The sequence below is a fragment of the Legionella sp. PATHC032 genome, from assembly GCF_026191185.1.
GTDB lineage: Bacteria > Pseudomonadota > Gammaproteobacteria > Legionellales > Legionellaceae > Legionella.
In genome coordinates, this window is the sequence record NZ_JAPHOV010000001.1 from 1,484,993 (window position 1) to 1,508,080 (window position 23,088).

Genomic DNA, 23,088 nt, shown 5'->3' on the forward strand with positions numbered 1-23,088 from the left:
AACGTTTAATTTTTATTAACCTGAAACTCTATTAGAGTTACAAGCCCGCTCCAGTATTTTGTCCAATGATGATCATAGTGGTCTTTGTTGTTAACACGCTTCAGCAAAATACCATTTTCAACTTTGAATAATGGAGCTGTATCATTTATTTGTTCAATTTTAGAGTAGTCGGGAAACACATCCATCTCTGGGTAGTGTTCAGGAGTTACTCCATTCATAAAAGTACTATGGATGCTATCTGCGGAACGTTGCATGGCATCCAGAATGACCATTCTTTGTAATTCAGCTTCAGGTTTGTATAAATAGCCATCTCCATAGGCAAGCCAACTTATTCCTTCATAATTCACTACATTTAACCCATGTTGATTGTCTTCATTATGCATCAAATTGGCAATAAGAAGATTTAAAACAGAAGGCAGTAAAATATCATGTCCTATGGCTCGTCTTGGAGTGCGCATATGCCCTGCAGAAAAAGAATCAGTTAAGTAATGATTAGCAAAAGCGTTTTGAGCATAAGCTAATTCAAGGAGTTTGTTAGCCTCATCGATAAGTCCCTGCTGCTTTTTCTCATAAGCTTTTAAAGCTGTTTTCAAAGCAAATCTATGACCTGTTTTATAAGCTACAATTGAATCAGGAACAAAGTGATCATAGTTGACTTCGGCTAATTTAATATAATTGCCAAAGGGTATAAAACCACTGATTATACTGCCGCCACAGGTCAGTTTGTTTAATTCCTTGCTAATAGCTGTGTCGTGCTGATTATAATAATCCCAATCGTTTGTTCCGTTTTGTTTTGATTTTTCGAGTTCGCTAGCCAGACTGGCAAAGAATTGATTAAGATGAGTTATTTGATTAAGAGGATTAGAGCAACGTTTGTCTTGTTTATTACCTAAAGTCCCAAGGGTGTCAAACTGGGCTTGGAAACATGCTAACCTGTTTTTCTCAGAGCAATTTGATATGGGTTTCGCTGGATTTCCAAACATATCACCACCGTACATCACGATATCGCCATAACTTAATTTACTCCCGTTGGGTAATGTCAGTTTTACAATACCAGTCTTGCTGTCATGGTTAGGCAAATGCAGTTGAACCCTATCCCCCAGATTTTTATGTTCCAGATTGGCAAAGCCTGCACCAAATTTTTCTAAAAATTGAATGGTCGTTGGTTGAGATATTGTTTTGACAGAAGACGCTGCATTGGCGCAGATGTTATGGGTTATTAACAATGACAAAGACAAAGCTCGTGTGATATTCTTTAACATTATGCATTCCCTTGATTATTTAGCCCTTTAGTTGGGCATTTTTTGTTTTTTGTATCCATACAACATTCTAAAAATGTAGCATGAGATTTTTATAATTGATAATTATTTGAGAATCATTTCATGAGAAAAGTTAAGCCAAAATTAAATCTTACTCCAGAAACCGCACAGATTGTCAATTTAAGCCATGATGGGAAGGGGATAGCACGAATTAATGGCAAGGCGACTTTTATTCAGGGAGCGTTACCCGGTGAAGTGGTTGAATTTCAGTATACACGGGTAAAAAAGGATTTTGATGAAGGTAAATTATTATCGATTGTTGAACCTTCAACTCTAAGAGTTGAACCAAAATGCCCTCATTATCAGATGTGCGGAGGTTGTTCTTTGCAACATATGAGTGCCGAGGAACAAATTCGTTTTAAACAATCCCATCTTTTGGACTTACTATCACGGTATGGCCACACTGAACCTCAAACAGTACTGTCGCCTTTAACAAGCCATCATTGGAATTATAGAAATAAAGCTCGTTTAAGTACCCGCTTTGTAGAAAAAAAACAAACCGCCCTGATTGGATTTAGAGAGAGGAATAACCCAAGGTTTATCACGGAGATAAATCAATGCCCCATTCTTAATTCAAAAATAGATGCTGATATTGTTCATTTGAGAAAATTAATCGATACAATGGAGGATAAGCATTGTATCGCACAAATTGAAGTGGCTGCAGGTGACAATGAAGTAGCACTGATTTTCCGAAATCTATCTCCATTAACAGAACAAGATGAGTTAAACATTCGGGAGTTTGCGCAACAATTCCAATACAAGGTATTCCTGCAGCCAGGTGGGGCTGATTCAGTTTTTTGTTTTTATCCTTCAAATACGCATGATTATTTGACTTATGAGCTGCCAGATTATCAAATTACCTTTCAATTTCATCCTAACGATTTTACTCAGGTAAATGCCGAGTTAAACAGAAAGATGGTAACGCAGGCAATCCAGTTAATGGAATTAAAAAATTCTGATATCGTGCTAGACTTATTTTGTGGACTGGGTAATTTTTCGCTTCCCATGGCTAAACATTGCTCTCAAGTTATCGGTGTCGAAGGCAATAAGAACATGGTTGAAAGAGCCTATATGAATGCCAAGTCTAATCATATTACCAATGTGGATTTTTATGTCGCTAATCTTGATGATGTGATGGAAGTTAGGAATCTGGTTAATACGTCTTTTAGCAAGGTTTTAATCGATCCCCCCCGGTCTGGTGCGCTTGAAATTGCAAAACAAATTGATGCAATTGATCCCGAGCGCATAGTATATGTATCCTGTAACCCGATAACATTAGCTCGAGATACAGATATATTGGTTAATCAAAAAGGTTACGTTTTGATAACAGCTGGGGTAATGGATATGTTTCCTCATACAGCGCATGTCGAGTCTATAGCCTTGTTTCAAAAAGGATAATAAGTATGGTAAGAGTAAAAGATACGACTCCGTTGACGCCGGATGGTAGTATTGACGTAGAGATGTGGTTACATCATCTCGGTTCAAAAGGATATTTGGATAATCTCGAGCTCGTAAGAAATGCCTGTACTTTAAGTCAATTGGCCGGTCAGGATCATGCTACTGAAACAGGACAAACCTGTTTACAACAAGGGTTATCAATGGCTGATTTGCTTGCTGACCTGGAAGTAGATCAGGAAACTCTGGCCGCAGCTATTATTTTTGAAAATGTTCATTATGCGGATTTATCCATTGACGATGTTGAGGAGCAATTGGGGCACAACATTGCCAAATTGGTCAAAGGCATAGAAAAAATGAGTGCCATGAACAATTTCCAGGCTTTAAACAAATACCCGCAAAACAAAAATCAAATTGATAATATTCGTAAAATGCTCCTTGCGATGGTTGATGATGTGCGAGTTGTTTTAATCAAACTGGCGGAGTGCTTATGTATTTTAAGAACGGCAGGGCATCTATCTGAAACGGTACGTAAGCAATTGGCAACCGAAGCCATGGAAATTTACGCACCTCTAGCTAACCGCTTGGGAATAGGGGCAATCAAATGGGAAATGGAAGACTTGGCTTTCCGGTATTTGCACCCAGAAGAATATAAGGCGATTGCCAAGGGATTGAAAGCTAAACGATTGGAAAGAGACAGCTTTGTCAATCGTATTGTCGAACAGCTTGAGCATCAGATTCGAGCAACAGGAGCTCGTCACTTTGCCGTTTATGGCCGTTCAAAACATATCCATAGTATTTATAAAAAGATGAAGCGCAAAAATGTATCATTAGACGAGATATATGATGCAACAGCTGTTCGTATTCTGTTAGATACCGAGGCACAATGTTATGAAGTGTTAGGCATGGTTCATACTTTGTGGAAGCAAATTCCAGCAGAGTTTGATGATTACATCATCAATCCAAAATCCAATGGTTATCAGTCTCTTCATACCGCAGTAGAGGGTCCAGAAGGAAGAGTTTTTGAAGTACAAATCAGAACTTTCCATATGCATGATTTGGCCGAGATGGGGGTGGCAGCCCATTGGAAATACAAAGAAGGTGCTGTATCACAAAAAGAAAGCCATGAGCGTAAAATAGAGTGGTTAAGAGACGTTTTGGCATGGCATCAGGAAATGGCAGCTAATAAGGGCATTGCAGAAAATGTCACAACTGAATTTCTTGAAGACAGAGTGTATGTCTTTACTCCCGATGGAGACGTATTGGATTTACCCCATGGAGTGACTCCTTTGGATTTCGCCTATCATGTTCATAGTAATTTGGGACATCGTTGCCGGGGTGCCAAAGTTAATGGCCATATTGTGCCTTTGACTTATCAATTAAAAACGGGAGACCGGGTTGAAGTATTGACTGGAAAAGAAATCAAACCATCAAGGGATTGGATTAATCCTCATCTGAATTATTTAAAGACTGCAAGAGCCAAGGCTAAAGTGTTGCATTGGTTTAAAATGCAAGATTATGAAGATAATCTGAGAGATGGTCGTGAGCTACTGGAGAAGGAATTAAAATCTTTAGGTATTAAATCGGATAAACTGAATGAAGTTCTTACGGCATTGAATTATAAAAAAGCGGATGATCTTTATGCCAGTTTAGGGCGCGGTGATATTAAAATAGGACAGATTATTAATCGATTGGCACCGCCAGATACTTCAGAGCAGAATTTACAGAAATTTGTAAGACAACAGCAAAAACCAGAAGTTACAGGCAGTGATCTTCGCATTGAAGGAGTTGGGAATTTATTAACATTTATGGCCAGATGCTGCCAACCTGTCCCTGGTGATGAAATAGTGGGATATATCACCATTGGAAGAGGGGTATCGGTTCATCGTAAAGATTGTCCTAATATTATTCATGCCAGTGAGAAACAAAAGCGTCGATTTATCCAGGTGAATTGGGGTACAGCAACACGAGAAAATTATGTCGTTAATGTTTTGATTAAAGCCTTTGATCGTTCGGAGTTGTTGAAGGATGTTACTTCTCTGCTTTCAAATGAAAAAGCGCATGTTTATGCTTTACAGACTCATAGCAATAAACATGAAAATATGGCTTATATCACTTTAACAGTTGAGATCGATGGCTTGAACAGTTTGTCGCGCTTATTAACTAAATTGGAGCAAATTCCTAATGTGCTGGAAGCAAGAAGGCAGTTATAGCTTTGGTATGTTCAAGGCGATAGGGCTCATGCGATAAGTAATGCTATGAGATTGATATTAGAAGATAAATCCTGCAACAACTGCTCGGTGTTCGCTCAATAAGACGTTATAAGTTCTACAAGCGGCACCTATGGACATGCATTCGATACCAATTCTTTTTTGTGATAATTGACTGATTAAAGTGACAGGTAATATGTTGCCTGTTTGCAGATGGCCAATAATAATTAATTCAGGATTGCTTCCCAATAATAAATCAATGTATGAATCATTTATATCCTGGATATCTTTAATTACAAAATCAGTAATGATTTCTTTCTTGGAAACAATTAAACTACTTTCATAAATTATGGAATTAATCTGAATCTTTTTATCGCTGTAAGCTTGTACTGCATGTTGCTCTGCAGTTTCTAGATTGATATTCATGATTTTAAAAAGTTCATTAGTTTATAATGGCTAACAGTATATCACAGAGGTCAATATTATGAGTCAATTTCCACGCATTAAACGCTTACCCCCTTATGTATTCAATACAATAAACCAGCTTAAGATGGAAGCACGGGCGCGAGGAGAGGATATTATAGACTTTGGTATGGGAAATCCTGATCAGCCAACTCCGCCTCATATTGTTAATAAGCTTATAGAGGTTGCTCAAAGACCTGATACGCATCGATATTCAATGTCGAAAGGAATCCCGAGATTACGTCGAGCGATGGCAACGTGGTACCTGCGCCATTATGATGTTCATCTGGACAGTGAAAAACAAATATTAGCTACAATAGGGTCTAAAGAGGGACTTGCTCATTTGGCTTTGGCAATTTCGGGCCCTGGTGATACGGTGCTTGTTCCTGACCCCGCTTATCCTATCCATACCTATGGGTTTATCATTGCTGGCGCTAATGTAAAGCAAATACCTTTAATCGATGAGATTCAATTTTTGGCTGCTGTTGAAGATGCTATTAACAGAACCTGGCCAAAACCCAAAGCCTTGGTTTTAAATTTTCCGGCAAATCCAAGTACTCACTGTGTTGAATATGAATTTTTTGAAAAGGTGGTTGATCTTGCCAAGCGTAATAATATTTGGATTATTCATGATTTGGCATATGCGGATATAGTTTTTGATGGGTATAAAGCCCCTTCAATTTTACAAGTTCCTGGTGCTATAGACATTGCAATAGAAACTTACTCAATGTCCAAATCTTATAATATGCCTGGCTGGCGTGTTGGGTTTGCTTGTGGTAATGAAGAGTTAGTGGCTGCCTTAACACGTATAAAATCCTACTTGGATTATGGTACTTTTACTCCAATCCAGGTTGCTGCTATTACAGCACTGGAAGGTCCTGATGACTGTGTGTTGGAAATAAGAAATCTTTATGAAAAACGGCGTAATCTTTTGTGTGATGGATTAAATGACATTGGCTGGGAAGTGAGCAAACCTAAAGGTACCATGTTTGTTTGGGCACCTATTCCTCTCAATTACCGTGCTATGGGGTCACTTGAATTCAGTAAATATTTATTGAAGGAAGCTCAAGTCGCTGTTTCACCCGGCATAGGTTTTGGACAGCAGGGCGACGGTTATGTCCGATTCGGCTTAATTGAAAATAAAGACAGAATAAGACAGGCCTTAAGAAATTTAAAAGCCTTGTTTAAAAGAGATGGTTTGCTAAAGGCTATTTAAACAATGAATGTCATTATAAACACAGAAGGCAGTTGTGATAGCAAAGAGGGCAGATTGTTGAAATCGCAAGGCTTGGCAGTGCTTAATTTGTTAGCATGTGGCGGTTATGACCTTGCAAATCCACCAGCAGGTAAGCTATTGAAATCCAGCCGTAATCTTGAGGGGGATTGGGTAATTTTAACTCCCATGCATTGGCAGGCATCGCATAATGATGCTGTCATTGTCGCTATTGATAACGATTTACGAGTAACAGATGAAGAGGTGAAATATTGGTTTGATTTATATTCTGTCTATTTAGCGGAAGAAAGGATGAGCCTGTATTTTTATGATAAATATACTTGGCTATTGCGAGTTGATGATAAGCCACCTCTTAATGCCAAGCCAATTTACCAGGTGTTAGACAAGTCTTTGATGCCGGAATTATCGCACCTGGATGAGACTATGTATTGGCAAAAATTTTTTACTGAAAGCCAAATGTTTTTCTCCTCTAACCCTCGGAAATCGTTAATTAATGGCATCTGGGCATGGGGTAGTGGCCAACTTAAAGATAAAAACACAATCTCAATTTGCACAGACAAGCATTTTTTGGATATAGCTCAAGTTTACTCTTCGAGTGTGACTTTATATGACCCATCAGTGAATCTGAGTAAATTCGAAGTTGTTTTATTACATAGCATTGATTCTCTAAGCGAATCACATCAAATTGAAATAAAAAAAATACCTGCACATTGGTACTGGAACAATTGTATTTTAATTAAAGCGAAATCTCATTGGTTTACTCGATTATGGAGAAGTCTGACGCATGCTGATTAAACAACGACAACAACCTGAGCATACAGTAAACTTACCTAATGTACCGGATGTATTAAAACGTATTTATATAACACGGGGCATTAGTGATGAATCTCAACTTGATAAGCAATTGCAAACACTGCTGCCTTTCCATTCTTTAAAAGGTATTAATCAGGCTTGCCTAAGACTAGAGAGCGCTTTGCGTTCTGAGCAACGTATTCTTATTATTGGTGATTTTGATGCCGATGGAGCTACTTCTACGGCATTAGCCATTACTGCCTTGCGTGCTATGGGTGCCAAGTTTGTTGAGTATTTGGTACCTAATCGATTTGAGTTTGGTTATGGCCTTACTCCTGCCATTGTCGAAGTGGCAAGCAAATGGCAACCTCATTTAATTATTACTGTTGATAATGGTATAGCCAGTTTTGAAGGAGTCGATGCGGCTAATAAAATGGGAATGGATGTATTAATTACTGATCATCATTTACCAGCAGAATCACTGCCCGATGCTTGCGCTATTGTTAATCCTAATCAGCCTGGTTGTTTGTTTCCAAGTAAGTCAATTGCAGGAGTCGGTGTTATTTTTTACGTTATGCTCGCATTGCGCAGACATCTTTCCAATTGCAACTGGTTTAGTGAAATGAATCTGCCTGAGCCTAATATGGCGAATTTCCTGGATTTGGTTGCATTAGGGACTGTAGCAGATGTTGTGGGGCTTGATCAGAATAACAGGATCATGGTTAATCAAGGCATGATGCGTATTCGTCAAGGGCAGTGCAGAGAGGGGATAAAAGCCTTGATTGAAATTGCTGGTAGGGATTGTTCAAGGCTAAGAGAGTCTGATCTTGGTTTTGCCATAGCACCAAGATTAAATGCCGCAGGCCGTCTGGATGATATGTCGCTTGGTATTGAATGTTTAATTACGACGGATCCAAAAATGGCAAGAAATTTCTGTCAACAGCTGGATGAGTTGAATCTGGAAAGAAGGCAAATAGAATCTGAAATGAAAGAGCAAGCCATGCTTGCTTTGGAGAAATTGTCAATTAAAGATGAAGAGAATAAACACTTACCGGTTGCCTTATGCCTTCATGATAAAACCTGGCATCAAGGCGTGATAGGAATTTTAGCAGGAAGGATGAAGGAGAAATATCATCGACCTGTTATTGCATTTGCTTCTGTCAGTGAGCAGGAGTTAAAAGGTTCAGCACGTTCTGTCCCCGATTTAAACATTAGAGATGTACTGGCTGCTGTTGATAAGGATAATCCAGGACTAATTCTTAAATTCGGAGGACATGCTATGGCTGCCGGTTTAAGTATTAGTCCCGAATTATTGAATGACTTTCGATCAGCTTTTGTGTCAGAGGTTCTGAAGCACCTTGACTTATCGCAGTGCGAAGGAGAAATACTGACGGACGGGCCATTGCAACCCCATGAACTGAATTTAGAAACAGCACAATTAATACAACAAGCTGGTCCTTGGGGGCAAGCGTTTGCAGAACCTGTATTTGATAATGTATTTGAAATTCTGGATCAACGAATTGTCGGAAAAAATCATTTAAAAATGACATTAATTTCCTCACAAGGAGGGGAACCACTGGATGCAATTGCTTTTAACGTGGATTTAAAATCCTGGCCTAATCACCGGATTAAATACATTCATGCCGCCTATAAACTGGATATTAATTTTTATCAGGGAAGAACAAGGCTTCAGTTGCTGATCCAGGCAATGAATATTATTCAGCAAACATAAATTCTTAAATTGATACTATTTTTGTGTATTTCTCAAACAACAATGTATAATACTTCATTTGCTTTAAATTGATTTTAAACGTGGTTAATAGTATTTTTTCCAAATTATCTATAGCGCCAATGATTGATTGGACCAACAGTCCTTTTCGTACTTTGATGAGATTATTGGCTCCTAATGCTCTTTTATATACTGAAATGCAGACAACAGGGGCTGTACAAAATAACCCTGATAGAGCTTTGTATTTTAATTCTATTGAACATCCTATCGCTATTCAATTAGGCGGTGCTGATAAGTCTGCATTGGCAAAATGCGCTATTATTGCTGAACAGAAAGGTTTTAATGAAATTAATCTGAATTTGGGATGTCCTAGTGACAAAGTACAGGCAGGACGATTTGGAGCTTGCTTGATGAAGGAGCCGGAACACGTTGCTGATTGTATTCGTGCAATAAAACAAGTAGTAGGAATACCAGTCACAGCGAAAACGAGGATCGGTATTGATACACAAGACAGCTATGAGTTTTTCAGATCTTTTTCGCTTCATTTGGTTGAAGCAGGCTGTGACAAGCTTATTATTCATGCTCGAAAGGCCTGGTTAAATGGATTAAATCCAAAGCAAAATAGAACGATTCCTCCTGTAAATTATGATTATGTATATGAGTTAAAAAAAGAAATTCCCCATATTTTCATTATAATCAATGGTAATATATTAACTATTGAAGAAATAAACGGCCATTTAAACCATGTCGATGGAGTAATGTTAGGACGACTTGCATGCGATAATCCCTATCAAATTGCTGAAATTCATCAAGCCTTATATCCAGAGTTCATCAAAATTAAACGAAGCCAGTTGTTAATGAATTATCTTGATTATTGGCTTGATCAATCCCGTGGTAATCCCTCGTTGAGTATTCTGGTTAAACCACTTTTTAATTTAGCTTTTGGATTGCCGGGAGCTAAGCATTGGAAAAAGAAATTGATGAATATTATTCAGGAGAAAAATACTTCCGGTTTTAGTGAGTTAATCCAGTATTTATTAAATTTGGAAGCAATAAATCATGTCGAGCGCGTATAAGAAATAATAGAGCAGATGTCAACATTTCGTGGAATTTTATCAAGATTTCTAGTACATTAACGAGTTTATTAATTGGAACATCCTGAGGGTTATTGAGGCCATGCTGAGTACGTTAATTAAGAAAATGTTTGGAAGCCGAAATGAACGGACATTACGGCGAATGGAAAAGTCGGTAATGGCAATTAATGCGTTTGAGCCGAAAATGCAGGCTTTGTCAAATGAAGAACTGGCTGGAAAAACTCAACAATTTAAAGAACGTTTCAATAATGGTGAAAGCCTTGATGAATTACTTGCGGAAGCTTTCGCTACGGTTAGAGAAGTATCATTGCGAACTCTCGGCCTTAGACACTTTGACGTACAATTAATAGGCGGGATGGTATTGCATGAAGGAAATATTGCTGAAATGCGTACTGGGGAAGGTAAAACACTGGTTGCAACCTTGCCCGCCTATCTTAATGCCATTAGCGGACGTGGTGTACATATAGTTACTGTTAATGATTATCTTGCGAAAAGGGATAGTCAATGGATGAAGCCCATATATGAGTTTTTAGGGCTTACAGTGGGCGTTATCTACCCTGATATGTCGCATAAGGAAAAACAAGAGGCTTACAAAGCGGATATTGTTTACGGAACTAATAACGAATATGGTTTTGACTATTTGCGTGACAATATGGCTTTTAGCCTGACTGATAAGGTACAAAGAGAGCTTAATTTTGCCATTGTTGACGAAGTAGATTCCATTTTGATCGATGAAGCGAGAACTCCATTGATCATATCTGGTGCGGCAGAAGATAGTTCAGAGCTGTATATTAAAATTAATTCCTTGATCCCACAGTTAAAAAAACAGGAAGAAGAGGGGGGCGAAGGAGATTATACTGTAGATGAGAAGCAAAAACAGGCTCATCTGACTGATGCAGGCCATCTGCATATAGAAGAACTGCTGACCAAAGCCAAATTATTAGATCCCGGCGAGAGTCTTTATCATGCCAGTAATATCATGTTGATGCATCATGTGAATGCGGCTCTCAAGGCTCATGCGATGTTTCACAGAGATATTGATTATATCGTCAAAGACAATCAAGTAGTGATAGTGGATGAGCATACTGGGCGCACTATGCCCGGAAGGCGTTGGTCAGAAGGCTTACACCAGGCAGTCGAAGCCAAGGAAGGAGTCTCAATTCAAAATGAAAATCAGACTCTGGCTTCTATAACCTTCCAGAATTTTTTCCGTATGTACAATAAATTATCCGGAATGACCGGTACTGCTGACACTGAAGCCTATGAATTTCAGCAAATATATAATCTTGAAGTGGTTGTGATACCTACAAATAAACCGATGGTTAGAAAAGATGAGGCTGATTTGGTTTATCTAACACAGGCAGATAAATTCCAGGCAATAATCAAGGATATAAGAGAATGTGGTGTGCGTAGACAACCTGTCCTGGTTGGAACGGTTTCAATCGAAGCTTCTGAGTTTTTAAGTCAACTCTTAAAAAAGGAGAACATCAAGCATCAAGTATTGAATGCAAAATTTCATGAAAAAGAGGCGCAAATTATTGCTGAAGCAGGGCGTCCTGGTGCTGTAACCATTGCGACTAACATGGCGGGACGAGGAACAGATATTGTTTTAGGTGGAAGTTTAGCAGCTGATCTGGCCAATTTACCAGCTGATGCGAGTGAGCAAGAAAAAGAAGCAGTTAAAAAAGAATGGCAAAAACGTCACGATGAAGTGATTGCAGCAGGTGGACTTCGAATTATTGGTTCTGAGCGTCATGAATCAAGGCGTATCGATAATCAATTAAGAGGGCGAGCCGGTCGTCAAGGTGATCCCGGTAGTAGCCGTTTTTATTTGTCACTTGAAGACAATTTAATGAGAATATTTGCTTCTGAGCGCGTGGCTTCTATGATGCGTCGTTTAGGAATGCAGCCAGGTGAGCCAATTGAACATAGTTTGGTTACCAGAGCAATTGAAAATGCTCAACGCAAGCTGGAAGGACATCATTTTGACGTAAGAAAGCAATTATTGGATTATGATAACGTAGCGAATGATCAACGCCAGGTCATTTATACTCAGCGTTCCTCTATTATGGAAATGACGGATACACAGGAAGTTGTTGAAATGATGAGGGAAGAGGTAATGGATAGTCTGGTTGATACTTATATCCCTCCTCAAAGTCTGGAGGATCAGTGGGATCCACAGGCCTTGTCTGATGTTTTGTCAGATGAATTTAAAATCAAAGCTCCTGTGCCTGACTGGATTAATAAAGATCATAGTATACAGCCTGAGCAAATTAAAGAAAAAATTCTTGCTTTAGCTATAGAGCATTATGATGAAAAAGTAAGGAAAGTTGGAAGACCTGTTATTTCACAATTTGAAAAATCAATTATTTTACAAACTTTAGATAATCATTGGCGTGAACACTTGGCTGCAATGGATCAATTACGCCAGGGAATCCATTTAAGAGGTTATGCTCAGAAGGACCCAAAGCAGGAATACAAAAAAGAAGCTTTTAGTTTGTTTACAATGATGCTGGAAAATCTTAAGTATGAGGTGATCAGAATACTATCGTCTGTTGAAATTCAAACGGAGGAGGATGCTCACGTTGTTGAAGAGCAACGAAGAGCAGAGCAGATTAGAAAAATGAATCTCATGCATGAAAGTTTATCTGAGAATAATGAGGCAAGTGAAACGCAAACTTTTAGACGACAAGAAAAGAAAATTGGCCGTAATGATCCCTGTCCCTGCGGCTCAGGTAAAAAATATAAAGCTTGTCATGGAAGCTTGGTGTGAAAGTAGCAGTTGCTGTCATTATTGATGAAAAACAACGTATACTAATTACCCAACGCCCTTATCATGTCGCACATGGAGGATTTTGGGAGTTCCCTGGAGGAAAACTGGAGCCTCAAGAATCTGGAGAGGATGCTTTGGTCCGAGAGATTAGGGAGGAGTTAGGTATAGTTGTGAATGAATATCGGTTTCTGGGGCATGTAGATTATGACTATCCAGATAGGCACATACAATTAATTATTTTTATGGTGACTCGTTTTACAGGCAACCCGTTATGTCTGGAAGGACAGCTCAATATGAAGTGGGTAAAAAAAGAGGAATTAAATATCAATGATTTCCCTAAAGCAAATCATGCTGTTTTCGATTTAATTAATACCCCGGAATTTCAATATCAAGCATAATGAATGTGAGAATAATCAAAGGTATTGACGCTATTACACAATATCCAATTGCTGAGTATAAAATAACCCCCTGTTTAGATGAGGTTATAACAAGTTAGTTGATCAGGGAAAGTTAATCAGGATGGCCTTTGCAGGGTATGTGCATATACCAAACATTGCATAAATAACAGTCTTTTGTAAATGATTAAGTGTTGTATTACAGTTAATTGTTAATTAATTGGACAGGAAAATGACTACTAAGCAAAATGGAATTTATACTCTAGCTGTTTCTTTATTAATATCTTCATTTCAAATCAAAGCTGCTACTGATTATCAAACATATGAAGCGGTTTGTGGTGGATCAACGGATATGCTTTCTTTTCTTGAGAGAGGAGGTATTGCAACTAATCCTTGTGTAGTTCCTCCCAGGAGCGTACTAATTAGTTCTGGATATCAGTATCAGCAATTAATTGGTGAAGGTATACAGCATAACTTTCCTGCTGCTGCTATACAACTAGGGCTGCCAGGTCATTTTGAGATAGATTTATTATTACCCAATTATATTAATCAAACTGTTGATCCTCGTATAGGTTTTAGCCAAACTCAAATGATTGTCAATCATGTGCTATGGTTTAATGATAAGTGGGTGGTTACTGCTAGTGGGACATTTATTTTCCCGTCAGGAAGCGCTTCCTTTGGTAGCCCAAGTCCAGGAGGTGGTGTTATAGGAATTGTAAGTTATAACTTTAATTCCCAATTAAATCTTACAGGTAATTTGGGAATCACTACTCAATCAGAACCGATTTATGATGGTGGGCAAAGTTATACGAGTGTTAACCCAGATCTTATTTTGTCATGGACAAAAAATAAAATATCATTGTTTGCTGAGATTTATGGAGTAAGTAAAACAGCGCCAGATGAAGGCAGCGGTTATAGTACTGATGCAGGAATTCTTTACCAGATTAAAAAGAATATTGTAATTGATTTGGAGGTTGATCAACGTATCAGCGGCCTTCTGAATGATGTTGAGCGTTATTATGGAGGAGGAATTACCATACAATTTAATTAATGCAGACTTATTGAGGTAAAGCTGTTTTGGCTCATAGTGCGTCTATATTTGGCAAAATGCAATCTCAAGGTCTATAGTTTTATCTCTAATTTCTTGACCAGTGACAAGGTCATAAAGCCTGATAGTTAAACTATGATGTCCTAACTGGATTTTGGGTATCATTTTGAATGTTTTATCCATTCTTAATAAGATCAGATGGTTAAGTGATTTAGGTGCAAGGCTATGCTGATAAAATCCATTATTAGCTCTAATGGGAGTATACTGAGTAACACCTCGTAACAAGGACAAATAAACTTTTACAGTATCTTCCAGATCCTTCAGGCAGGATACCCATTGACTAATTGTTTTTTGCCTTAATAGTGGATCTGAATCAAACCATAATACCAAATGGGGGGAATTAAATTCGCATTCTTTAGTATTGGGGTGGTGTATTTGTCTTAAAGTTTTTAAAAACTCATCATCATGGATTTTGTTACTAAATCGACCCGGCACATGATTTAATACATGTATTTGCGTTTCCAGATCATCAAATAATTCCCTATGACTCAATAAATTAGGTTTTTTAAGTACATGCTCAATTCTAATTAACTCTTTGATAAATCTGCTTTTTAATTCCGGTTTTTCAATTATTTCAACAATTTCAATTATATTTTTTAATGCAAATCGATGTATAACCTCATGAGACTCACTACAAGCTTCATTTATGGTTTTAAAAAGGTACTCCAGGCGTAAGGCAATTCTTGATAAAAAATGAGTTGCCAGTTGAAAAGTTATCATATGGTCATGCATAGATTAAGGCCATCCTTAGCTTTATCCTATAATAATGGCAATTTAAATTTTTATAGATGCACATTGAATAAAAATGGGCTCCCATGTTTATTTTAAAAAACGATATTGTTTTTTTATAAACGAATCTAAAAAATCAAGCTATTAAGGTTTAATTTTGCGTTAAGACTAACATAAAAGTCGTTGAAAATAAAAAAATCTTTAAAAGCCATACATTAACTAGTATTTTTCTGGAAATTTATTGTTTCTGTTTGATTTTTGCCTCTTTACGGTATTTTTTATGTAGCTTATTTACTTTTTCTTTCAATTCATTTAATCCCGATTCATTAACCAGGACATCATCTGCAGTTTCCAGGCGTTGTTCCAAATTAGGTTGTGTGGCCAAAATGGCTAATGCTTGCTCTTTCGTGCATTGATCTCTTTTAACAATTCTGTCTAATTGACATTCTAATGGGGCAATAACCAATAAAACTTTTTGAAGATAAGGGTAGTGATGTTTATTATACAATAAAGGAATTTCAATAAGGCAATAGGGAGATGAGCAGACAGTAAGTTGTTCTTCAATTTTTTTACGAATAGCTGGATGTAGTAAATTTTCAAGCCATAAACGCTCATTTGAATTGGAAAATATAATATCTCTTATCCGTTTCCGATCAAGATCACCATTTTTAAGAACCACTGAAGAACCAAAATGTGAAATAATATCCTGGTAGCAGGGGGTATTTTTAGAAGTTAATTCTTTGGCAATTTTATCTGCATAAATAACATCTATACCCAGTTCGGAAAAAAATTCTGCGACCGTACTTTTGCCGCTGGCAATATTACCAGTGAGTCCCACCGAATAAACCATCTGAGTGGGCTCCTTCATTTTTGTTCGCACAAGTTACCATATTAATATAACAAGTAGCAGGTAATGTACTGTTTTCTTTACAAAAGGCTTGGGCAGCCAAAGCGGCATCATCCCGATTTGAATAAAAATTACTTTCCCAAGGTTGGGCAGTTATATCTAAGGCTATACAACGCCACATTGGTCTAGTACTTACTCCATCTATAAATCCTTCGCAATTTGATAAGGATGTTTTACAACTTGCAGGAAATTGACTTTCTTTTTTGCAGGCAGCAAATGCCACATTAATTGCTACTTTTCTGTATGAGCTTTGTGCAGCCCACGCTTTGTTGGCTTTATCATAAGTTACGCATTTCCAAAAGTTGCCTTTTTTCACCATTGGTGCAGTAAATCCCTCATTGGATAAACCAATTAATAGTAGTAACCCATAAAAAATATAATTCCTCATATTTTTTCTCCTTTAAGCAAGGCAGTTAATTCAGTAATAGATAATCCTTTGGAATAATACCAGCCTTGTTGTAAACGGACACCATTATTTGCCAGGTAATTAGCTTGGTCTTTTGTTTCCACTCCTTCTGCTATAGTAACTAAGTTTAATCCTTTTGCCATCTGGATAATGGCGTCATTTAAGGATTCAATAATATCATTAGAGCCAATTGCTTGAACAAATAATTTATCAATTTTTAAATAATTGAATGGAAAATGTTGCAAATAACTAATGCTGGCGTGACCAGTTCCATAATCATCAACAGCAAGTGAAAAGCCTGTTTGCCTTAGTTCTTGCATTTTACTGATAAAGATGGTGTCATTTTTATCGAGAAGTTCTCTTTCGGTAATTTCAAAGATTATTTGATGCGGTGAAATATTATATTTTTCTATTAGCTTGTGGAAATGATTAAAAAATACTGAGTCAGTGAAATGTAGCGCAGAAATGTTAAATGCAAGGTGAAAGTAGGATCGTTCCTCTAATAAGGATTTAAATTCCTTGAAGGCAATTTCTATGATTTGAAGTGTAATTGGCACAATTAATCCGGTTGCTTCTGCTTCAACAATAAAAAAATCGGGCATAATGATTTGACTGTCTTCATTTTCCCATCGCAATAACACTTCGGCTCCTGAGAATTGTTCTTTATCACAATCAAATAAAGGTTGATATACAGGATAAAATTCCTCATTTTTAATAGCCAGTTTTATTGCGCCCTGCAATGAATAACGTTTAGTCATCATATTTTGTATAAGGACATATAAAATAAAAGAACAAATTAAAATGGTAAGAATAGTTATTATTTGACTATACCAAAAGTTATGAAGGATGGTTTTACTGTTTTCAGAAACAACGACAGAAATACCATTAATGCTTTGCAGTTTTTCTATAGCAAATAGGCCTAATGGGGTATTTTGTATTTTAGTTTCTTGAGTATTGCTTAATATCCAGTTTTTATTTTGCTCGGTATATTGAATACGAAGGATATTTTTTTTCTCATATTCATTATATAAAGCTATGGAGGTAGATTGTTTTTTCTCTGTTTGCAATTCACTTTTTAAGACGGAAGCAATCACTAGAATACCTATAAGGTAATTGCCCATTTTTTGTTGGATCAGATAAACGGGCTGGTCAAATAATGCTAACTTATAGGGGCCTGAAATAGAACGTGCACGAATCGATGTTACAATAAGATCTTTATTATTAGGTAAGGTTGAACAAAATAGTTTGTGTTGGTTGTCACTAATCATAACACCCGAGATTTTAGGATTATTCAGAGTGATATGTTCTAAGAATTGATATAAATCTGATTTACAATCGACAATTTTTTTCCCATATACAGGCAAAGCATAGATTTCCTGAAATAGATCTTCGATAAAACCATCTATGTTGTTACTGATATTGACTGCAACTTCCTTTAAATCTTTATAAGCTCTTTTTTGGTTAAGATTCCAATTAATGTAAAAAGCAGAAATCAGGATACCAATAGTTAATAGAATCCATATGATTTTAAATCTTTTATAAAGAAATAAAGATAATTTGTGAATAACCTTACTCATATCCTTGAGCTTTGTTATAGGCTTCTTCTATAGAGTTTAATGTGATTTCTGCTAATTTCCCAATGATTTTTTTATCTGTGTTAAGAGGTGGCAGCCAATAAAGCGTATTGCCAATCGGGCGAAGCAGTGCGCCTTGCTTTATTGCTTCCTGATAAATTTTAAATCCAATTCTTGTTTGATTGCTCTCTATCTCTATAAGATCTGCTGCAACAACAGCCCCAACTCCACGAACATTTACAAGTTTCCTACTGTCTTTGGCTATATCCTGCAGATAGGAAAACATGATTTCACCAAGCTCCTGGCTATGCATGAGCAGATTATCTTGATCTATTGTTTTAATGGTTGCCAAAGCAGCACTTATAGCAAGTGGATTCCCACTATAGGTATGTGAGTGCAAAAAAGATTTCCCTGCATGGTAATCATCATAAAAAAGATCAAACAAGGAACTATCAATCATGACGCAGCTAAATGGTATTGAACCTGAAGTTAATCCTTTAGACAGGCAAATTAAGTCAGGTTTTATATGTGCGTGATCACAGGCTAGCCATTTTCCAGTTCTTCCTATACCAGTCATAATCTCATCCGCAATTAAATAAATGCCTTTTTCTTTCGCCCATAAAGAGATTTTTGCAAGGAAATCCGCACTGTAACACAGCATTCCTCCGGCACCCTGAATGATAGGCTCCAAAAGTACGGCACAAACTCTCTCGCAAATTTTATTTAATTGTTGTACTACCTTATTCCAATAAGTATCACAGTTCTTCCATAATGGATCTTTAGTACCTGAGACATAGGGAATATCATCAATAAAGTGGCATTGTACACCAAATGAGGCGTAAGGAGCTTTATAGAGTCCCAAGTCACTGACACTCATGGTTCCAATAGTTTCACCATGGTATCCATTTTTTAAGGCAATAAATTGATTTTTATTTTTATTCCCCTTTATTTGTGAAGCATGAATGGCTAATTTCATGGCAATTTCGACAGCGCTAGAACCATCACTGGCAAAAAATACATGCTGTTTCCCAGTAATTTCACTTAATTTTTCAGCTAATTCCACTGCAGCTGGATGAGTTGTATTGGCACTAATCACATGCTCAAAATAATCCAGTTGGTTCTTGATAGCAGCTATCACAGCCGGATGACCATGCCCTAAAGATTTGCACCACCAACTGGAAATAGCATCGATCAAGGGACCTTTATTGGTATAGAGATAGCTACCTTGTGCTTTATTGACAATGATAGGTGGGCACGTTTCGAAATCTTTCATCTGTGAACAAGGATGCCAAATGTGTTTTAAGTCTTTTGCAATAAGTTGATCTATGTTTACCATTTTAAAAATTTTGGTTGACAAGTGTAGGCGCGACTTTATCATGTTCACTATTCTGAATTAAAGGGGGTAGTCGTGTCTGAAGAAAAGAAAAAATGGTCAATTTCTGATATTGAAGCCATTTACCAACAACCATTTAATGATTTACTTTATCAAGCACATAGCATTCATAGGACATTTCATGATCCTAATTCCTTACAATTTGCGACTTTGTTAAGCATTAAAACAGGTGCATGCCCAGAAGATTGTGGCTATTGCTCTCAAAGTGGTCACTATAAGACGCATGTAGAAAAAGAAAAATTGATGTCAGTTAAAGAGGTATTGCAATGTGCGAAAGAGGCAAAAGAGGGTGGTGCCAAACGTTTTTGTATGGGGGCTGCGTGGCGTTGCCCACCTGATAAGGCAATGTCGCAACTAAAAGAAATGATTGAAGGGGTAAAGTCTTTAGGGCTTGAGACTTGTATGACTTTAGGGATGCTTACCAAGGATCAGGCCTCTCATTTGAAGGATGCTGGATTGGATTATTATAACCATAATATTGATACTTCCCCATCCTATTACGATAAGGTAGTAACTACTCGAAAATTCAGTGATCGATTGGATACTTTAAATAACGTTCGTTCAGCAGGAATTAATGTATGTTGTGGTGGTATTTTAGGCTTGGGGGAAACCAGGGAAGATCGAATCGAATTTTTACTGACATTAGCCAATATGGAAACCCCTCCGGAAAGTGTGCCAATTAATCGCTTAATTCCAGTGGAAGGAACACCTTTAGCTCAAGCTGAGCGAGTAGAAGGGATTGAATTGGTAAGAACTATTGCTACAGCAAGAATTTTAATGCCTAAAAGTGCTATCAGACTGACAGCTGGTCGGACAGAAATGAGTGATGAATTACAAGCCCTTTGCTATTTTGCTGGAGCCAATTCAGTGTTTATTGGAGATAAATTATTGACCGAAGATAATCCTCAGCGCGCCAAAGACAAAGTTCTTTTTAACAAACTGGGTTTGACTGAGATGGCATAAATGGCTCTTAATATAAAAATTAAAGAGTATACAGCGCAGCTGCAAGAACAAGGATTATTGCGTACAAGACAAATTTTAGAAACGAACAAGACAGATTATATTCGGTTCGATTCGAATGATTATTTGTCGCTAATGGAGGATAGGCGTATTGCAAAAGCCTATCAAAAAGGGTATGAATTGTATCCTTGCGGAAGTGGTGCTTCTATGGTTTTAAGCGGATACCATAACGGTCACCAAGCTCTTGAGAGGACCTTTGCCGAAATACTGGGAGTTGATGATTGTCTTTTATTCTCCTCTGGTTATTGTGCAAATTTGGCCATTACGGCTTTACTTGGACGTTTGAGAGCACATTGTTTTATAGATAAAAGTGTTCATGCCTCTATTTATGATGGATTAGCTTTGTCCCGAGTAACTTACTCACGATACATACATAATGATATGAAGGCTTTGTCTACCTTGTTGAAATCTCATTTGGATGACTCAGTTTTGATCACCGAAGGTATTTTTAGTATGAGTGGTCAGATAGCCCCTCTATCAACAATTAGCTCTTTATGTAAAGAGCATGATACCGCGCTCTTTGTAGATGAAGCGCATGCTTTTGGTGTGATTGGCCCACAAGGAATGGGTTCTGTACCAGGCCATGGATTGACTCAGAATGAAGTTCCATTACGAGTTATTCCTTTTGGCAAGGCATTTGCTTCCCAGGGAGCTGTGGTTGGTGGGCGGAAGGATTGGATAAATGCATTGTTGCAAACGGCGCGTTCTTTCATTTATTCAACTGCTATTAGTCCTGCTTTATGTTATGGTTTGCTCAAAACATTGGAGGTAATAGTAGCGGCAGATTCCAGAAGAATAAAACTGACACACTTAGTTGCTCAGTTTAAAGAATTAATCAAATCTTCTCCCTTAAATTGGCTAGATTCAGATACTCCAATTCAACAATTAAGGTTAGGATGCCCTCATAAGGCCTTGCATTATGCCAGTGAACTGAAAAAAGAAGGGATCTATTGCTCTGCTATCAGATCCCCAACGGTAAATAGTAGCTCTTCCGGTTTGCGGATTATTATTAATTATAAGCATACTGCTGAGCAGATCATTGAGTTATTTAATAAATTGCATTTAATACATGAATATTCATCTTGATAAATATGGGCAAGGTACGCCTTTAGTTCTATTTCATGGATGGGGATTTGATGGCCAAATCTGGCTACCGATAATTCCTTACCTTGAGCCTAAATATCAGATCATTTTAGTCGATTTGCCTGGTTTTGGATTGACCCCAATGATGGAATGGAAGAGTTTTAAAAAGAATTTGCTTGATCAATTACCCGAGAAATTTGCATTGGCAGGATGGTCAATGGGCGGACTTTACGCGACACGTTTAGCAATTGAAGATCCTTCCAGAGTACAGTATTTGATAAATATAACTTCTTCACCACGTTTTATCTCCGATGTTGATTGGCCGGGAGTGGCTGAGGAGGTATTTGTCAATTTTTATAACAATTTATCGAAAGATATTAATAAGACATTAAAAGAATTCATATCCTTGCAACTCAATAAGATGAAATTTGATTTTAAAATGGGTAATCCCCCATCTCCTGAAGGTTTGGCGTTTGGTCTTGAAATTTTGGGTACCTGGGATTTTAGACAACAGTTGAAACAAATATCTATACCTACTGTTTACTTATTTGGTCGACTTGATCCGATTACTCCTGTTAAAACAATGACAATTATGGAGAAAAATTACCCGAATTTTAAGTACATCCTCTTCAATAGAGCAGCTCACATGCCTTTTCTGTCCCATACCGATTTATTTATTAAAATGATGGATGAATTTATAAAATGAAACGATATTTTATTACTGGTACTGACACTGATTGTGGTAAGACATTTGTAACCAATCAATTGGTTAATCATTTTCCTGGTTCTGCAGCGATAAAACCTATAGCAAGCGGATGTGAGTATAGCGAAAATCAATTAGTAAACTCTGATGCGCTTATACATCAGCAACAGAATCATTTGCCTTTGGATATTATTAATCCCTGGCGATTTAGATTGCCAGTTTCTCCGCATTTATCAGCAAGGGAAGATGGCGCAAGTATCGATGTCCTTAAAGTGGCTGATTATTGTCTTAATTTGCAACTGAATGACATTAAGAGATTATTTATTGAGGGAGCTGGTGGATTAATGGTTCCTCTGAATGAGCAGGACACTTGGCTTGATTTTTTAAAATTAACCAAAATTCCTGTTATTTTAGTTGTGGGCATGAAGTTGGGTTGTATCAATCACACATTGCTTACCCAGGAAGTGCTCGAAATGAATAAAATTAAATGTCAAGGATGGATTGCTAATTGTAAAGATCGGGACATGCTAATGCTTGAAGACAATATAAGTACCCTTGAAGTCAAATTAAAATATCCTTTATTAGCCAGGACAAGCTATGGCGGCAAGATTTCTGATATATGCTTAAGCTCATTGTTATTACAGTGAGATTTTATATCAAAACAGCATTATATACCTGATGTTATTACTTCTTCTGCTTGCGCTATACCCATGGCAGCAATTATAATGAAAAGTTAAATTACAGATACTTCGAGTTTATGGA

The 23,088-nt window shown here is 37.4% G+C and carries 20 protein-coding genes; 13 read left to right on the forward strand and 7 right to left on the reverse strand.

Translation table 11 applies throughout. From position 1 onward, the window contains the following. Positions 1-5: 5 nt before the first annotated feature. Positions 6-1,262, reverse strand: coding sequence for a phospholipase (locus OQJ02_RS06775; RefSeq protein WP_265718457.1), 1,257 nt, complete (start codon positions 1,260-1,262; stop codon positions 6-8). A gap of 120 nt (positions 1,263-1,382) precedes the next feature. Here OQJ02_RS06775 and rlmD point away from each other — a divergent pair, with 120 nt between their 5' ends. Both rlmD and relA read left to right on the forward strand, forming a co-directional pair. Then, positions 1,383-2,717 (forward strand): 23S rRNA (uracil(1939)-C(5))-methyltransferase RlmD, encoded by a 1,335-nt coding sequence (gene rlmD / locus OQJ02_RS06780; RefSeq protein ID WP_265718458.1) that lies wholly within the window; start codon positions 1,383-1,385, stop codon positions 2,715-2,717. A gap of 5 nt (positions 2,718-2,722) precedes the next feature. Next, on the forward strand, positions 2,723-4,927 hold the full coding sequence (relA, locus tag OQJ02_RS06785; RefSeq protein WP_265718459.1) for a GTP diphosphokinase: 2,205 nt from the start codon (positions 2,723-2,725) through the stop codon (positions 4,925-4,927). Between the two features lie 57 nt (positions 4,928-4,984). Here relA and OQJ02_RS06790 read toward each other — a convergent pair whose 3' ends face one another. Further along, positions 4,985-5,350, reverse strand: coding sequence for an Mth938-like domain-containing protein (locus OQJ02_RS06790; protein ID WP_265718460.1), 366 nt, complete (start codon positions 5,348-5,350; stop codon positions 4,985-4,987). 58 nt (positions 5,351-5,408) lie between these two features. Here OQJ02_RS06790 and alaC point away from each other — a divergent pair, with 58 nt between their 5' ends. The 7 genes from alaC to OQJ02_RS06825 all read left to right on the forward strand — a co-directional run bounded on the left by alaC (position 5,409) and on the right by OQJ02_RS06825 (position 14,454). Further along, complete coding sequence (gene alaC, locus OQJ02_RS06795) at positions 5,409-6,602, forward strand: alanine transaminase (protein WP_265718461.1); 1,194 nt, start codon at positions 5,409-5,411, stop codon at positions 6,600-6,602. Positions 6,603-6,605: 3 nt separating this feature from the next. Next, positions 6,606-7,415 carry a hypothetical protein gene (locus OQJ02_RS06800; protein WP_265718462.1) on the forward strand — a complete coding sequence of 270 codons (810 nt, stop codon included), beginning with the start codon at positions 6,606-6,608 and terminating at the stop codon, positions 7,413-7,415. Next, complete coding sequence (gene recJ, locus OQJ02_RS06805) at positions 7,405-9,144, forward strand: single-stranded-DNA-specific exonuclease RecJ (protein WP_265718463.1); 1,740 nt, start codon at positions 7,405-7,407, stop codon at positions 9,142-9,144. The genes OQJ02_RS06800 and recJ overlap by 11 nt, the downstream gene beginning before the upstream one ends. A gap of 80 nt (positions 9,145-9,224) precedes the next feature. Next, complete coding sequence (dusA, locus tag OQJ02_RS06810; protein ID WP_265718464.1) at positions 9,225-10,217, forward strand: tRNA dihydrouridine(20/20a) synthase DusA; 993 nt, start codon at positions 9,225-9,227, stop codon at positions 10,215-10,217. A 100-nt stretch (positions 10,218-10,317) separates the two neighbouring features. Continuing rightward, positions 10,318-13,008 carry a preprotein translocase subunit SecA gene (gene secA / locus OQJ02_RS06815; RefSeq protein ID WP_265718465.1) on the forward strand — a complete coding sequence of 897 codons (2,691 nt, stop codon included), beginning with the start codon at positions 10,318-10,320 and terminating at the stop codon, positions 13,006-13,008. Further along, the gene (gene mutT / locus OQJ02_RS06820; protein WP_265718466.1) at positions 13,005-13,406 is read left to right on the forward strand and encodes an 8-oxo-dGTP diphosphatase MutT; all 402 of its coding nucleotides are present in this window, start codon (positions 13,005-13,007) and stop codon (positions 13,404-13,406) included. The genes secA and mutT overlap by 4 nt, the downstream gene beginning before the upstream one ends. Before the next feature lie 229 nt (positions 13,407-13,635). Further along, entirely contained in the window at positions 13,636-14,454 is an 819-nt protein-coding gene (locus OQJ02_RS06825; protein WP_265718467.1) for a transporter, read from the forward strand. Between the two features lie 42 nt (positions 14,455-14,496). Here OQJ02_RS06825 and zapD read toward each other — a convergent pair whose 3' ends face one another. The 5 genes from zapD to bioA all read right to left on the reverse strand — a co-directional run bounded on the left by zapD (position 14,497) and on the right by bioA (position 19,463). Beyond that, positions 14,497-15,243 carry a cell division protein ZapD gene (gene zapD, locus OQJ02_RS06830; RefSeq protein WP_265718468.1) on the reverse strand — a complete coding sequence of 249 codons (747 nt, stop codon included), beginning with the start codon at positions 15,241-15,243 and terminating at the stop codon, positions 14,497-14,499. 235 nt (positions 15,244-15,478) lie between these two features. Beyond that, a complete protein-coding gene (coaE, locus tag OQJ02_RS06835) occupies positions 15,479-16,090 on the reverse strand; it encodes a dephospho-CoA kinase (protein ID WP_265718469.1) in 612 nt (203 codons plus the stop codon). Beyond that, entirely contained in the window at positions 16,062-16,535 is a 474-nt protein-coding gene (locus OQJ02_RS06840; RefSeq protein ID WP_265718470.1) for a hypothetical protein, read from the reverse strand. The genes coaE and OQJ02_RS06840 overlap by 29 nt, the downstream gene beginning before the upstream one ends. Continuing rightward, the gene (locus OQJ02_RS06845; RefSeq protein WP_265718471.1) at positions 16,532-18,130 is read right to left on the reverse strand and encodes an EAL domain-containing protein; all 1,599 of its coding nucleotides are present in this window, start codon (positions 18,128-18,130) and stop codon (positions 16,532-16,534) included. The genes OQJ02_RS06840 and OQJ02_RS06845 overlap by 4 nt, the downstream gene beginning before the upstream one ends. Continuing rightward, on the reverse strand, positions 18,123-19,463 hold the full coding sequence (gene bioA / locus OQJ02_RS06850; RefSeq protein ID WP_265718472.1) for an adenosylmethionine--8-amino-7-oxononanoate transaminase: 1,341 nt from the start codon (positions 19,461-19,463) through the stop codon (positions 18,123-18,125). The genes OQJ02_RS06845 and bioA overlap by 8 nt, the downstream gene beginning before the upstream one ends. A gap of 72 nt (positions 19,464-19,535) precedes the next feature. On the opposite strand from bioA, the gene bioB reads away from it, so the two are divergent. Genes bioB through bioD form a run of 4 tightly spaced genes read left to right on the forward strand, consistent with a single transcriptional unit; the run spans position 19,536 to position 22,973 of the window. Next, positions 19,536-20,483 carry a biotin synthase BioB gene (gene bioB, locus OQJ02_RS06855; RefSeq protein ID WP_265718473.1) on the forward strand — a complete coding sequence of 316 codons (948 nt, stop codon included), beginning with the start codon at positions 19,536-19,538 and terminating at the stop codon, positions 20,481-20,483. Next, the gene (locus OQJ02_RS06860) at positions 20,484-21,626 is read left to right on the forward strand and encodes an aminotransferase class I/II-fold pyridoxal phosphate-dependent enzyme (protein ID WP_265718474.1); all 1,143 of its coding nucleotides are present in this window, start codon (positions 20,484-20,486) and stop codon (positions 21,624-21,626) included. After that, positions 21,610-22,329 carry an alpha/beta fold hydrolase gene (locus OQJ02_RS06865; protein ID WP_265718475.1) on the forward strand — a complete coding sequence of 240 codons (720 nt, stop codon included), beginning with the start codon at positions 21,610-21,612 and terminating at the stop codon, positions 22,327-22,329. Before OQJ02_RS06860 ends, OQJ02_RS06865 begins: the two co-directional genes overlap by 17 nt. Then, positions 22,326-22,973 (forward strand): dethiobiotin synthase, encoded by a 648-nt coding sequence (gene bioD, locus OQJ02_RS06870; RefSeq protein ID WP_265718476.1) that lies wholly within the window; start codon positions 22,326-22,328, stop codon positions 22,971-22,973. Before OQJ02_RS06865 ends, bioD begins: the two co-directional genes overlap by 4 nt. Positions 22,974-23,088 lie beyond the last annotated feature (115 nt).